Genomic DNA, 13,330 nt, shown 5'->3' on the forward strand with positions numbered 1-13,330 from the left:
GTGTGAAGGTTCTTGTCATCGGTTCGGGCTCCCGTGAACACGCCCTCGTCCTTGCTCTCTCCCGCGACCCCCAGGTCGACGCCGTCATCGCCGCTCCCGGCAACCCCGGGATCGCGCAGATCGCCCACACCGAGGCGGTCGATGCGAACGATGCCGCCGCCGTGACCGCGTTGGCGGAGACCCTCGACGTCGACCTCGTCGTCATCGGGCCCGAAGCTCCGCTGGTCGCCGGGGTCGCCGACGCCCTGCGGGAGGCGTCGTTCCCGGTCTTCGGCCCCAGCTCCCACGCCGCGGCGCTCGAGGGTTCGAAGGCCTTCGCGAAGGAGATCATGGAGTCCGCCGGCGTGCCCACCGCCCGCGCGGTGGTCGCCTACTCCGTCGACGAGGCGGCCGCGGCCCTGGCCGAATTCGGTGCCCCGCACGTGGTCAAGGCCGATGGCCTGGCCGCCGGCAAGGGCGTCGTCGTCACCTCCGATCGCCATGAGGCCCTGGCGCATGCCACCTCCTGCCTCGAGGTCTCCGACCGGGTCGTCATCGAGGACTATCTCGACGGCCCCGAGGTCTCCCTCTTCGTCCTCTGCGACGGGCAGCACACCCTGCCCTTGGCTCCCGCGCAGGACTTCAAGCGCATCGGCGACGGCGACACCGGCCCGAACACCGGCGGCATGGGCGCCTACTCCCCGCTGCCATGGCTGCCCGCCGGCACTGTCGATGAGATCGTGTCCACCGTCGCCCAGCCGGTCGTCGACGAGATGACCAAGCGCGGCACCCCGTTCGTCGGATTGCTCTACTGCGGTCTGGCGCTGACCTCGAAGGGCCTGCGCGTCGTCGAGTTCAACGTCCGCTTCGGCGACCCGGAGACCCAGTCGGTGCTCGCGCGTCTGGCCTCCCCGCTGGGCCAGACCATGCTCGCCGCCGCCGAGGGTCGTCTCGACGAGGTGGGCGAATTCGAGTGGGATCCGCGCACCTCGGTGACCGTGGTCATGGCCGCCGAGAACTATCCGGGCACACCTTCGGCCGGCGACATCATCCGCGGTCTCGAAACCGCCGACGGACTCGATGACATCAGCGTCCTCCACGCCGGCACCGCCCTGGCCACCGGCCCGAGCGGCGGGTTCGCCCCCGAGGATGCCGTGATCACCGAGGACATCGCCGAGACCGGCGACATCGTCACCTCCGGCGGGCGCGTGCTCTCCGTGGTCTCTCTGGGCACCGACCTCGACGAGGCACGGGCCAAGGCCTATGCGGCCGTGGACGAGATCCGATGGGACGGTGAGCAGCACCGGACCGATATCGCCGAGGCGGCCGCCCGGGGACGCATCCAACTGCCCGAGATCTACGGGGAGCCGGCAACCACCTCGGCGCCGGCGACCGGACTCGACACGAACGCCCCCGAGCTGCCGGGCTGGACGCACGTGTACTCGGGCAAGGTCCGCGACCTCTACATCCCCGAGGGTGCCGCCGATGCGGCCTCGGCCGAGCGGCTGCTCATGGTCGCCTCCGACCGCATCTCCGCCTACGACTGGGTGCTCGACACCGAGATCCCCGACAAGGGCAAGGTGCTCACCGGACTGAGCCTGTGGTGGTTCGACCAGCTCGCCGAGCTCATCGGCAACCACGTCATCAGCTCCGATGTGCCCGCCGCCGTGGCCGGACGGGGACTGATCGTGAAGAACCTGTCGATGATCCCCGTCGAATGCGTGGCCCGCGGCTACCTCACGGGTTCGGGCATGGCCGACTATCAGGCGACCGGCTCCGTGTGCGGCATCCGCCTGCCCGCAGGACTCGTCGAGGCCGACCGTCTCGAACCGCCGATCTTCACCCCCGCGACGAAGGCGGAGCTCGGCGATCACGACGAGAACGTCAGCTTCGACCAGGTCGCCGAGACCATCGGGGATGGCACCGCCTCGGTGATCCGCGATCTCACGATCGAGATCTACCAGCGTGCCGAGGCCATCGCCCGCGAGCGCGGCATCGTCCTCGCCGACACGAAGTTCGAGTTCGGGACGCTGCCCGACGGCACGGTCGTGCTCGGCGATGAGGTGCTCACCCCCGACTCCTCCCGCTTCTGGGACGCCTCGAGGTACCAGGCGGGACAGGCGCAGGCGAGCTTCGACAAACAGTTCGTCCGCGACTGGCTGACCACCGAATCCGGGTGGGACAAGTCCTCTGACACTCCTCCCCCGGCCCTGCCCGCCGAGGTGGTCGAGAAGACCCGCGCCCGCTACATCGAGGCCTTCGAGAAGCTCACCGGAGAGACGTTCCCCGGCTGAGTGCTCACCGCGGAGCGAATCCCGCTCCCCTGCCCTGCGAATAGGTCAGAGAACCGAGGCGAATCGTGTTTTCGTCTCGGTTCCCTGACCTATCGGCGCAGGCGAGAGCACTGCCCACCCGCCCGCGATAACCGCACCTACGGATACTGATCCCGCACCCGGTAAACGCTCCCGCTGAAACTTCCGACTCCGCAAACCGTCTCACACAACGGATTCGGTGGATTCCACCTCGGCGGTGGGCTAAGGTGTTCCGTTAGTGACCGGGAACACACTCCCCGGTCCGGTCGACGACACGGCGAGTCATGCTCCCGCACACCCGCGGCGCATCCTCGCTGACCAGCAGGAGAACCCATGCAGGTCATTCGTCGAACACGAACGGATAACGGCTGGGCAGAAGGCCTATTGGACGCCGCGACCCGGACTTAGACTGACATTCTGCGGAGCGCGTCCGGCGCGTCTTCGCCTGATCTTCGGCATCGCAGTCGGGAGGCAGCCATGGACCTCGACATCCTCGACGTCAGCATCTTCGACGGTCACTCCCTCCTGCCCGCAAACCGGGTGAGCATCCGCGGTGGCATCGTCACCGAGATCGGCACCGGCGAAGCCGCCGAGCCAGCCCCGCGCACCATCACCGCCACCGGAGCGCTGCTCACCCCCGGATTCGTCGACGCTCATGTGCACACGACTTTCGGCGGTCAGGAATCCCTGGCCTGCGACATCAGCGGGGCGCAGGACCTCGAGGAGACGCTCGACCTCATCCGCCTCCACCTGACGAAGACCCAGGTCTGGGTCACCGGCGGCGGCTGGTCGATGGCCGGCTTCCCCGGCGGGGCACCGACCGCGGACATCCTCGACGAAGTCAGCCCGGATCGTCCGATGTTCCTGCTCAGCGCCGACCACCATTCGGCCTGGGTGAACCAGGCGGCCCTGGCTCTCGCCGGCATCGACATCACCACCCCGGACCCGCCCGGCGGCGTCATCGTCCGCAACGACATCGGCGAACCCACCGGCTGCCTGCACGAATCCGCCATGGACCTCGTCTCCGCCTACATTCCCCCGGCCGCGGACGAAGTGATCCGCGCCGGACTGCTCGCCGGACAGTCCTATCTCCACTCGCTCGGCGTCACCGCGTGGATGGATGCCATCGTCGGCGACTACTCCGGCCACCGCTCCCCCTTCGAGACCTATGTCGAGGCCGAGCGGACGGGCGATCTGCGCGCCGAGGTGGTCGGGAGCCTGTGGTGGCCCCGTGACGTCGAGGACATCGACGCCGAGGTCGACCGGCTGCTGAGGCTGCGCCGCACCGAGGGAGGCTTCCGCACCACCTCGGTGAAGTTCATGCTCGACGGCATCGTCGAATCGCAGACAGCCGCGATGAGCGCGGAGTACGCCTGCGCGTGCGGCGGATTCGGCACCAGCTACTTCACCCGCGAACACCTCGAACGCTCCTTCGCCGCCCTCGACGCCGCCGGCTTCGACATCCACTGCCACGCGATCGGCGACGCTGCGGTCAAGGCCGCACTCGACGCCTTCGCAGCGATCGGGGCGAGCGCCGGCAGCGACGCCCGCCATCACATCGCCCACGTCCAGGTCGTCGACCCGATCGACGTGCCCCGCTTCGCCGAACTCGGGATCACCGCGAACCTGCAGGCGCTCTGGGCCTGCCACGACCAGCAGATGATCGACCTCAATCTCCCCGTCCTCGGGCCCGAGCGCAGCACCTGGCTCTACCCCTTCGCCTCCTTTGCCGAGGCGGGCACCCACCTGGCGATGGGATCGGACTGGCCGGTGTCGACGGCGAATCCGTGGGAAGCCATCCACGTCGCCCTCAACCGCTGCCACCCGAGCGCCGGGGACCCCGCACCTCTGCTGCCCGAGCAGGCGATCGACCTGTCCACGGCATTGACCGCCTACACCTCCGGTTCGGCGCACCTGCTGCGCTCGGAGGCCAACGGCACCATCCGCGCGGGCGCACCGGCGAACCTCGCCCTGGCGAGTAGGAACCCCTTCGCCCTCGATCCCACACAGATCGCCGGCATCACCACCGAGCTGACGATCGCCGGCGGCCGCATCGTCCACGACGCGGCCCGGCTCCACAGCCGCACCTCGACCATCCCAGCCGACGACGCTGAAAGGCAATCATGACCAGCACAGCTCAGGCCGACACCTCGGCGACCACGCAGTTCGAGCACCTCGAGATCCAGGGCGTGAAGAAGGTCTTCGGCGAGAACACGGCGATCGAACGCCTCGACCTGTCCGTGCGCAAGGGCGAGTTCCTCTCCCTGCTCGGACCGTCGGGCTGCGGCAAGACCACCCTGCTGCGCATGATCGCCGGCTTCGAAGTCCCCACCGACGGTGCGATCCTCCTCGGAGGCAGGGACATCGTCTCCCTCCCGCCGCACCGGCGACCGGTCAACACGGTGTTCCAGTCGTATCTGCTGTTCCCGCACATGAACATCGCCGACAACATCGCCTACGGGCTCAAGCAGTCGAAGACCCCGAAGCCCGAGATCGCCGAGCGCGTCCGCGAGGTCCTCGCGCTGGTGCAGATGGAGGACTTCGCCGGGCGCAAGCCCGAACAGCTCTCCGGCGGTCAGCAGCAGCGCATCGCACTGGCCCGGGCCCTGGTCAACCGCCCGCAGGTGCTTCTCCTCGACGAGCCGATGTCGGCGCTCGACCGGAAGCTGCGCGAGGAGATGCAGCTCGAACTCAAGCGCCTGCACACGAGGTTGGACACCACCTTCGTCTTCGTCACCCACGACCAGGACGAGGCGCTGGCGATGAGCGACCGCATCGTCGTCATGTACAACGGCGTGATCCAGCAGATCGGGTCCGGGGAGGACATCTACGCGAACCCGGTCAACGGCTTCGTCGCCGGGTTCATCGGCAAACAGAACTTCGTCCCCGCCGAGGTGGTCGCCGCCGAGTCCGGCACCGCGCGCCTGCGCACGGCGAACGCGATCATGGAGGCCTCGTCCCTGAACCGGCGACCCGCCTCGGCGTCGGGGACTGCCGGGACCCTGAGCGTCGGCGAACGGGTGCGGGTGGCCATCCGCCCCGAACGTATGCGCGTGGCTCCGGCCGGCCAGGAGGGACCGGGAACGAACTCCGCCCGCGGGACGGTGATGTCGGTGTCCTTCCTCGGAGACGTCATCCAGTACATGATCATCGTCGGCGACAACGACGAGATCCTCGCCCGCGTGCCCGCGACCGGCAATGAGCTGCTGGCCGCCGGCGCCGAGGTGGACCTCAGCTGGGATGCCGACGACGTGGCCGTCTACGGCTACGAAGACGGTGCGTCCGCGCCGGCCGGTGGGGACGGTGCCTGAGATGGTCAGACGACGACCCGATGTGACATTCCTGGCGCCGAGGACCGCCTCGGCGAGACTGACCCGACGCGCACTGCTGGCCGGGTTCGGGGTCGCCGGACTGGGTGCACTGTCGGCCTGCGGACGGAACACGAAGATGGCGGAGTCCCCGGCCACGGACGGTGAGCTCGAGTCGAAGCTCAACCTCTACTCCTGGGGCGACTACGACAACCCCGAACTCATCGAGGCCTTCAAGGCGCAGAACGACGTGCTCGTCCAGGTCGACTCCTACGGATCGAATGAGGAGCTCATCGCGAAGCTCTCAACCTCGCGCGGAACCTCGGGCTACGACGTGGTGGTGCCGACGGGGTCGAACATTCCGCAGATGCTCGAGCACGACTTGCTCCAGGAGTTGCAGATGGATCTCATCCCGAACTTCGAGCACATCGACCCGAACTTCACGAACCAGTACTTCGACCCGGACAACCGGTATTCGATCTGCAAGGCCTGGGGCACCACCGGCTTCGTCTACGACACGAAGACGATCACTCACGAGATGACGAGCTGGCAGGACTTCATCGATGCCGCGCAGAAGGAGGGCGCGGGGACCACCTCTCTGCTCGAGGACCCGTGGGAGGTCTCGGCCATCGCCCTGGCCGCGCTCGGCTACAGCCTCAACACCGAGGACGAGGGCGAGCTCGATGAGGCGCGCACGATCATCGTCGACCAGCTGGCGCCGAACACGAAGGCCTATATCGGCAATGTCGCCACCGGCATGATCCAGGGCAGCTTCACCCTGCTGCAGGCCTTCAACGGCGACGCCCGCCAGGGCCTGTCCGAGGTGCCGAACCCGGAGGACTGGAAATACGTGTTCCCGACCCCCTCGGCGAATCTGTGGACCGACTGCTGGGCGATCGCCACCGGCGCCCCGCACCCAGACTCCGCACACGCCTTCATCAACCACATGATCTCCCCGGACACCGCAGTCGACCAACTCGACTACATCGGCTACCCGATCGGCACGAAGGGCCTGGCCGAGCTGGCCAAGGAGGCCGATATCGACGAACGCGATCTCATCTTCCCCACCCAGGAGGTCCTCGACCGACTCGAACCCAGCAAGCAGACGCCGGCCGATCAGATCCGCACGAAGATCTTCGCTGATGCGCAGGCAAGGAGCGGAGCATGAGCACCCGAACACCGACTTCGACACCAGCGAGGAAGAAACCTGTGAAACCCGGCGGCATGTCGACGAGATTCTTCGGGGCCTCAGCGATGTCGTTTCCGACCTGGGCGTATGCGCTGTTCTTCTTCATCATCCCGGTGGCATTGGTCATCTTCTACAGCTTCGGCTACAAGCCCGATGAGTTCACCGCCATCGCCACCGATCAGCTGTCCTTCGACCGCTATCCGGAGGCGATGTCAGCAAGCTTCGTCTCCACATTCTTCGCGACCCTGCGGATCTCGATCCTCGGCACGATCCTGTGCCTGCTCATCGCCCTGCCCTTCGCCTACTGGCTGGCCATCAAGGTCTCCCCGGCCAGACGGTCGCTGGCCCTGGCTTTGGTGATGGTGCCGTTCTGGACGAACTTCCTCGTCCGCACCCTGGGCTGGCAGATCATGCTCTCCCCCGACGGGTTCCTCTCGAACTGGCTGCAGGGACTCGGCCTCCTCGACGCTCCGCTCGACATTCTCTACACCCGCTCGGCCGTGCAGATCGGCGTCGTCTACAACTATCTGCCGCTGATGATCCTGCCCCTCTTCGTCGCCATCGACGCCTCGGGTCAGAAGCTGCGCGAAGCCAGCTACGACCTCGGCGCGGGGAAGGTGAAGACGTTTCTGCGGGTGACCCTGCCGATGGCGATGCCCGGTGTCGTCTCCGGCTGCCTGCTCGTCTTCATCCCCCTCAACGGCGACTACGTCACGGCGACCGTCCTGGGCGGGGCGAGCGGATCGATGGTCGGTCAGCTCATCGCCAACCAGTTCAACACCGCTCAGAACTGGGCGGTCGGTGCGGCGATGGCGATGATCCTCATCCTCTCGACCCTGGCGGTGGTCGGAATCGGCTTCGGGCTGCTCAAATTGGGGCAGACGATCGCGGCGAGGCTGAACAGCGTGCCGCTGACAGATGGGAGGGCCTGAGATGTCACGTAAGAACACCTTCGCCCGACGCACGCCCACGGACATCGGGCTCCACGTCTGGGGCATCCTCGTCTTCGCGTACCTGTTCATCCCGATCGCGGTGATCATCGCCTACTCGTTCAACAACGGCAAGGTGCTCGCGAACTTCCGCGGCTTCGGCCTCGAGGCCTACATCTCAGGGCTGAACAACGACATCATCATCTCCTCGATCGTCACCAGCCTCCAGGCCGCCGTGGGTGCGGCGCTCGTCTCCACGATCTTCGGGACGCTGGGCGGAGTGGCCCTGGCCAGGGCGCCGAAGGGCGCCTGGTGGGCACTCGGGCTGACGGCGATCCTTGGGCTCACCCTGGTCACCCCAGAGATCGTCGACGGCATCTCGTTCCTGCCGTGGTTCGTCACCGTCGGCGTCGACTGGGGCATCACACCGCTCAACAACGGCCTGGTCAGGCTGATCATCTCCCATGCGATGTTCTCGATGGCGATCGTCACCTTCATCGTCCGTGCCCGGTTGGCCGGCATCGACACGCAGCTCGAGGACGCGGCCGCGGACCTCGGGGCGAGTCCGTGGAACCGGTTCAAGGACATCACGCTGCCGATCGCGGCTCCCGGCATCCTCGCCGGTGCGCTGATGTCGTTCACGGTCAGCCTCGACAACACGATCCTCTCGAGCTTCGTCCAGCAGCCCGGGTACACGCCGTGGCCGGTCTACATCTTCTCCGCCGTGCGTGTGGCGCTGCGCCCCGAGGTCGCGGCGATGTCGACCGTGATGTTCCTGCTCACGCTGCTGGCCCTGGCCTTCGTAGGCTTCGTGCTGCGAAAGGCAGGCGGAAGTTCGACGGAGATCATCAAGACCATGGCCGGGTGAGGACCGAGATTCCCCGCTAGACAGATCCCTGATGCCGTATGACCGATATCTGATGCCGCAAGGCAGATTGAGAAGTGCAATGAACGTCAAAGCCGCATTGGCCGACGCCTCCACCGTGCCGTTCTGGCTCGACACCGACGAACGCCCGCAGCCGCTCCCGCCGCTGGGCCGCGACATCTCCGCCGACCTCCTCGTCGTCGGCGGCGGCTTCACCGGACTGTGGACCGCCCTGCAGGCCAAGGAACGCGATCCCGACCGGCATGTCGTCCTGCTCGAGGCGAACTCGGTCGGATGGGCCGCCTCGGGGCGCAACGGCGGGTTCTGCGCCGCCAGCCTCACCCACGGCTACGACAACGGCGAAGCCCACCTGCCGAAGGAGAACGAGCGCCTGGCCGAGCTGGGACGAGAGAACCTCGATGAGATCGAAGCCGCTGTGGCCCGCTACGGCATGGACGTCGAGTTCGAACGCACCGGTGAACTCGACGTCGCCACCGAGGACTACCAGGTCGCCGAGCTGCGAGATGCCCACGACCCGGAAGCGGGGTTCATCTTCTACAACCAGAAGGAGCTCGCCCAGGTCGTGAAGTCACCGACCTACAAGGGGGCTCTGTGGGATTCCCGCGAGGTCGCTATGGTCAACCCGGCGAAGCTGTGCTGGGAGCTGCTTCGCGTTATCCGCGAACTCGGCGTCGAGGTCTACGAAGGCACGAAGGTCACCGATGTCAGCGACCGGCGCTCCACGGTCCTGCTCACGACGAAGGTGACCGCCGAGACTCTGGACGACTGTCGGGCGGCGTCCTGCAGCACCATCACCGCCGACCGCGTGGCCCTGGCGACGAACGTGTTCCCCTCGCTGCTGAAGCGGGTCAGCCTGCACACGGTCCCCGTCTACGACTACGCGCTCATGACCGAACCCCTGACCGAGGCCCAGCTGGCCGCGATCGGCTGGGACGGACGGCAGGGAATCGGGGACTGCGCGAACCGCTTCCACTACTACCGGCTGAGCGCCGACAACCGGATCCTGTTCGGCGGCTGGGACGCCGTCTACCACTACGGCAGGCGAGTCTCGTGGAAGTACGACCAGCGGCCGGAGACCTTCGATACCCTCGCCGAGCATTTCTTCACCACCTTCCCGCAGCTCGAAGGTCTGAGGTTCAGCCACAAGTGGGGCGGGGCGATCGACACCTGCTCGCGCTTCTTCTCCTTCTTCACCACGGCCTACGGTCAGAAGGTAGCCATGGCGGCTGGGTTCACCGGCCTCGGCGTGGGTGCCTCACGATTCGCGGGCACGGTCATGCTCGATCTGCTCTCCGGTGAGGAGACCGAGCTGACCCGCCTGGAGATGGTGCGCAGGCTGCCGCTGCCGTTCCCGCCGGAGCCTGTGGCGTGGTTGGGCATCACCCTGACGACGAACGCGCTGATCAAGGCCGATGAGAACGAGGGCAAGCGCGGTCCGCTGCTCAAGGTCCTCGACGCCGTAGGCATGGGCTTCGACTCCTGAGACGGTGACCGCTCGCGCCCGCGGCACTTGATAGACTCTCGGCGAGCGCGGGAGGACGTCCCGAGACTTTCATGAAGGAGCAGAACACGCATGGCACGTGTCGTCGTTGAGGTGATGCCCAAGCCCGAGATCCTGGACCCTCAGGGCAAGGCGATCTCCGGTGGATTGACCCGACTCGGCTTCACCGGGTTCGGTGAGGTCCGGCAGGGCAAGCGATTCGAACTCGAGGTCGACGGCGAGGCCACCGATGAAGTCCTCGCGCAGGCCCGTGAGGCCGCCGAGAAGCTCCTGTCGAATCCGGTGATCGAAAACGTCGTCGCCGTGCGCGTCGCCGAGGACGCCCGATGACCGCAGTTGCCAACGATCCTTCCGTCGCCGAGGCGGGAGCCGAGTCCGGAGTCTCGATCGGCGTCGTCACGTTCCCCGGAACGCTCGATGACCGTGATGCCGCACGCGCGGTCCGACTGGCCGGGGCGAAGCCGGTCAACCTGTGGCACGCCGATGCGACGCTGTCCGGTGTCGACGGGGTCATCCTGCCCGGCGGCTTCTCCTATGGGGACTACCTGCGCTGCGGGGCCATCGCCGGATTCGCACCGATCATGGAGGCCGTGGTCTCTGCGGCGAATGCCGGCATGCCGGTGCTCGGCATCTGCAATGGATTCCAGATCCTCTGCGAATCCCATCTGCTGCCCGGGGCGCTCATCCGCAACGACCACCAGCACTTCATCTGCCGCGACCAGGAGCTCGTCGTGGAGAACGCGAACACGGCCTGGACCGGTGATTACACCCAGGGCCAGACCATCCGGATCCCGCTGAAGAACGGTGAGGGCGGCTTCGTCGCCACCGACGAGGTCCTCGACGAGCTCGAATCCACCGGACGAGTGGTCTTCCGCTACCAGGGACTCAACCCCAACGGGTCCCTGCGTAACATCGCGGGAATCACGAACGAGGCCGGAAACGTCGTCGGCCTCATGCCCCACCCCGAGCACGCCGTCGAGGCCGGTTTCGGCCCCGAGGACGGCGGCGGGATCGACGGCCAGGGGTTCTTCTCCTCGGCCGTGCGGACCCTCGTGAGCGGGAACTGACCGGCTCCAGCTGAGTCGGCCCACCGCAGATTGCGTCGCCCCAAGCGTTCTCGTCTGCCGGCGCGGTTTCTGTGGGGCATTGTCGATGATCGGATCGTTATCCTCGACTGCAGGGCACTTTCCTGCCCACCGGAATTGCGTCCGCGGCGCACACGGATCTTCCCCGGTTCCTTCCCAGATGTGCGAGGAACCGGGGACGATCGCTGCTCGGTCAGTGTTGGTTCGCGCCGTCGGGCCGGGACTGGTCACCAACCCGACGGGTCACCGGTCACCGCCCGAGCATCCCGCGGCGACGAGCCACAAGAATCGATAGCGCTCCGCCGATGACGAGCAGGGCACCGACTCCGAGTCCGGTGAGTTCGGCTCCGGTGCGCGGCATCGAGCCGGCGTTGTCGGAGTCACCGACGTCGCCCGCACCTCCGCCGGAGCCTCCTCCGGATCCTTCGACAGTGACGACGAACTTTCCGTCCATACTCTGCTCCATGCACACGGCAGTCACCTCGTAGGTGCCGACGTAGGCCTCGGGCCGGTCTTCGAGGCCGTAGACCTGAACCCCAGCAACACCCTCCTCATTGGTCGTGGTCGTCTGGTCATAGAGCTTGTTCGAGGAGTCTTGGTCCCAGACCTGGAAGTTGACCTCCGCGTCCGCTGCGCACTCGGTGGCCGTGAGACTGACCCCCTTTTCACGGTTGGCGAAGTCCGCGCCGGAGATCTCGGTCGGGTCGATCGAGAGCTTCGGGTCGAGGACGCTGCCGTCGTCGGTGACCGTGAATGTGGTCTCTGCGCTCTTGTCGGCGCAGGAGGCCATGACGAGGAATTCGTCTGCCCATCCAGCCCCTCCATCGCCGTCCGGTGTGAACTGCACGGATCCGGCCGCATCTTCACCTGCCTTCTGAGTCTCCTTCCAGATCTCGGTGTCGGGGTCGCGCTTGGTACTCACACGGAACGTCACGTCTGAATCGACATGGCAGTTGACCAGAGTGATGTTGACACCATTGTTGAGGAAGTCCTGCAGCTTCTGAGTCTTCGGCGTGACAGTCAGATCCGCATCCGATTCGTCGCCGTCCTCGGTCACTGTGAAGGACGCATCGGCACTCTGGTCACCGCAAGTGGCGGTGGCGACGAAGTCACCGATCCAGCCGTCGGCTCCGGTTCCTGGGATGAAGGTCATGAAAGATGCGCCGTCCTCATCGGCCTTCTGCGTGTCCTCCCAGTAGAACTGGTCGGGGTCGTCGGCGGCGTGAATCTCGAACTTCACTTCTTGTCCGGGTTCACAGTTCGACATGGTCATGCCGACTCCGTTGTCGAGGAAAGTATCGATGCCCTGGCTCTCAGGGTCGACGCTGAGACCGACGTCGGAGTCATCATCGTCGGCGGTGATCTCCACGCTGTCGGTAAGTGTCTTCGACTCCTGACCCTCGCGGGCGACGGTCACGGTGACGTCGAGGACGGCGCCCTCCTTCAGCTCGGTGTTGCCGCGGAGCTCTCCCTTGAACGTTCCGTCGCTGTCGACGGTGTGTGCACCGCCTTCGCCCGGCTCGGCGGTCACGGTGTCCCCGGCCTTGAGACCGGTGACGGTGTACGGAATCGCCTTGGCCGCCTCGTCGACGGTCATCTCCGTCTTGTCGAGGGAGAGCGAGGCATCGATCGGCTCGGATTCCTCGGAGCCATTCTCGCTGCCTTCGGCTTCGTCGGCTTTATCATCCGGCGGGGTGGTCTCGTCGGAGTCCGCCGAGTCCTCCCCGTCCTTCGAGCCTGTGCTCGTGTCCTCGCCGGTGTTCTGATCCTCGCCGTCGGTCGCGTCCTCTCCCGGAGACGGCGATGCCTCCTGGGCCGCGAGCTCGGTCGTGCTGTCCGTTGTCTCTGCAGCTGCCGGGGCCACCCCGATCGTGGACGCCGTCAGGGCGACGGCAGCTGCCAGTGCCAGCCGTTTCATGATGATCCCTCCAGAGTTCATTCTGGCTGCCGTATGTGGTTATGGCTGGGACCGTACGCATGTAGTCATACAGTCGGCGACTTTTGGTCGTTTAGTGGCTCATCGTAAACGAGAGTGTAGAACCGGTCTGAAACCACCGGACTCGAGTAAGCACCTCGCGATGTAATGCGTGAGGTTGCGGAACCCGAGGGCTGATCCCCGAAGGTGTTCGAGCCTGCCATTG

The 13,330-nt window shown here is 66.4% G+C and carries 10 protein-coding genes; 9 read left to right on the forward strand and 1 reads right to left on the reverse strand.

Annotated features, from left to right (window positions below; all coding sequences use genetic code 11):
* The first annotated feature begins 2 nt into the window (after positions 1-2).
* The 9 genes from purD to purQ all read left to right on the forward strand — a co-directional run bounded on the left by purD (position 3) and on the right by purQ (position 11,171).
* Positions 3-2,273, forward strand: a complete 2,271-nt coding sequence (purD, locus tag CV023_RS16865; RefSeq protein WP_230748022.1) for a phosphoribosylamine--glycine ligase — start codon at positions 3-5, stop codon at positions 2,271-2,273.
* Positions 2,274-2,768: 495 nt separating this feature from the next.
* Positions 2,769-4,418: an amidohydrolase gene (locus tag CV023_RS16870; RefSeq protein WP_230748024.1), complete on the forward strand. Its 1,650-nt coding sequence runs from the start codon at positions 2,769-2,771 to the stop codon at positions 4,416-4,418.
* Positions 4,415-5,602 (forward strand): ABC transporter ATP-binding protein, encoded by a 1,188-nt coding sequence (locus tag CV023_RS16875; protein ID WP_230748026.1) that lies wholly within the window; start codon positions 4,415-4,417, stop codon positions 5,600-5,602. Before CV023_RS16870 ends, CV023_RS16875 begins: the two co-directional genes overlap by 4 nt.
* A 1-nt stretch (position 5,603) precedes the next feature.
* Positions 5,604-6,767 (forward strand): polyamine ABC transporter substrate-binding protein, encoded by a 1,164-nt coding sequence (locus tag CV023_RS16880; RefSeq protein WP_230748028.1) that lies wholly within the window; start codon positions 5,604-5,606, stop codon positions 6,765-6,767.
* Positions 6,764-7,720, forward strand: a complete 957-nt coding sequence (locus tag CV023_RS16885) for an ABC transporter permease (protein ID WP_230748030.1) — start codon at positions 6,764-6,766, stop codon at positions 7,718-7,720. The genes CV023_RS16880 and CV023_RS16885 overlap by 4 nt, the downstream gene beginning before the upstream one ends.
* Position 7,721: 1 nt before the next feature.
* Positions 7,722-8,585, forward strand: a complete 864-nt coding sequence (locus CV023_RS16890; RefSeq protein ID WP_230748036.1) for an ABC transporter permease — start codon at positions 7,722-7,724, stop codon at positions 8,583-8,585.
* Positions 8,586-8,664: 79 nt separating this feature from the next.
* Positions 8,665-10,086: an NAD(P)/FAD-dependent oxidoreductase gene (locus CV023_RS16895; RefSeq protein WP_230748037.1), complete on the forward strand. Its 1,422-nt coding sequence runs from the start codon at positions 8,665-8,667 to the stop codon at positions 10,084-10,086.
* Between the two features lie 90 nt (positions 10,087-10,176).
* Entirely contained in the window at positions 10,177-10,434 is a 258-nt protein-coding gene (purS, locus tag CV023_RS16900; RefSeq protein ID WP_230748039.1) for a phosphoribosylformylglycinamidine synthase subunit PurS, read from the forward strand.
* Positions 10,431-11,171 carry a phosphoribosylformylglycinamidine synthase subunit PurQ gene (gene purQ / locus CV023_RS16905; RefSeq protein ID WP_230748041.1) on the forward strand — a complete coding sequence of 247 codons (741 nt, stop codon included), beginning with the start codon at positions 10,431-10,433 and terminating at the stop codon, positions 11,169-11,171. Before purS ends, purQ begins: the two co-directional genes overlap by 4 nt.
* 268 nt (positions 11,172-11,439) lie before the next feature.
* On the opposite strand, the gene CV023_RS16910 is transcribed toward purQ, so the two are convergent.
* Positions 11,440-13,107, reverse strand: coding sequence for a hypothetical protein (locus CV023_RS16910; protein ID WP_230748043.1), 1,668 nt, complete (start codon positions 13,105-13,107; stop codon positions 11,440-11,442).
* Positions 13,108-13,330 lie beyond the last annotated feature (223 nt).

This window comes from Brevibacterium sp. CCUG 69071 (assembly GCF_021023135.1).
Taxonomy (GTDB): domain Bacteria; phylum Actinomycetota; class Actinomycetes; order Actinomycetales; family Brevibacteriaceae; genus Brevibacterium.

What these genes read in the sequence shown, in the direction of transcription:
- CV023_RS16875 (WP_230748026.1), top strand. Translation starts at nt 4,415, where the DNA reads ATGACCAGCACAGCTCAGGCCGACACCTCGGCGACCACGCAGTTCGAG.
- purQ (WP_230748041.1), top strand. Translation starts at nt 10,431, where the DNA reads ATGACCGCAGTTGCCAACGATCCTTCCGTCGCCGAGGCGGGAGCCGAG.
- CV023_RS16885 (WP_230748030.1), top strand. Translation starts at nt 6,764, where the DNA reads ATGAGCACCCGAACACCGACTTCGACACCAGCGAGGAAGAAACCTGTG.
- CV023_RS16895 (WP_230748037.1), top strand. Translation starts at nt 8,665, where the DNA reads ATGAACGTCAAAGCCGCATTGGCCGACGCCTCCACCGTGCCGTTCTGG.
- CV023_RS16870 (WP_230748024.1), top strand. Translation starts at nt 2,769, where the DNA reads ATGGACCTCGACATCCTCGACGTCAGCATCTTCGACGGTCACTCCCTC.
- CV023_RS16880 (WP_230748028.1), top strand. Translation starts at nt 5,604, where the DNA reads ATGGTCAGACGACGACCCGATGTGACATTCCTGGCGCCGAGGACCGCC.
- CV023_RS16890 (WP_230748036.1), top strand. Translation starts at nt 7,722, where the DNA reads ATGTCACGTAAGAACACCTTCGCCCGACGCACGCCCACGGACATCGGG.
- purS (WP_230748039.1), top strand. Translation starts at nt 10,177, where the DNA reads ATGGCACGTGTCGTCGTTGAGGTGATGCCCAAGCCCGAGATCCTGGAC.
- CV023_RS16910 (WP_230748043.1), bottom strand. Translation starts at nt 13,107, where the DNA reads ATGAAACGGCTGGCACTGGCAGCTGCCGTCGCCCTGACGGCGTCCACG.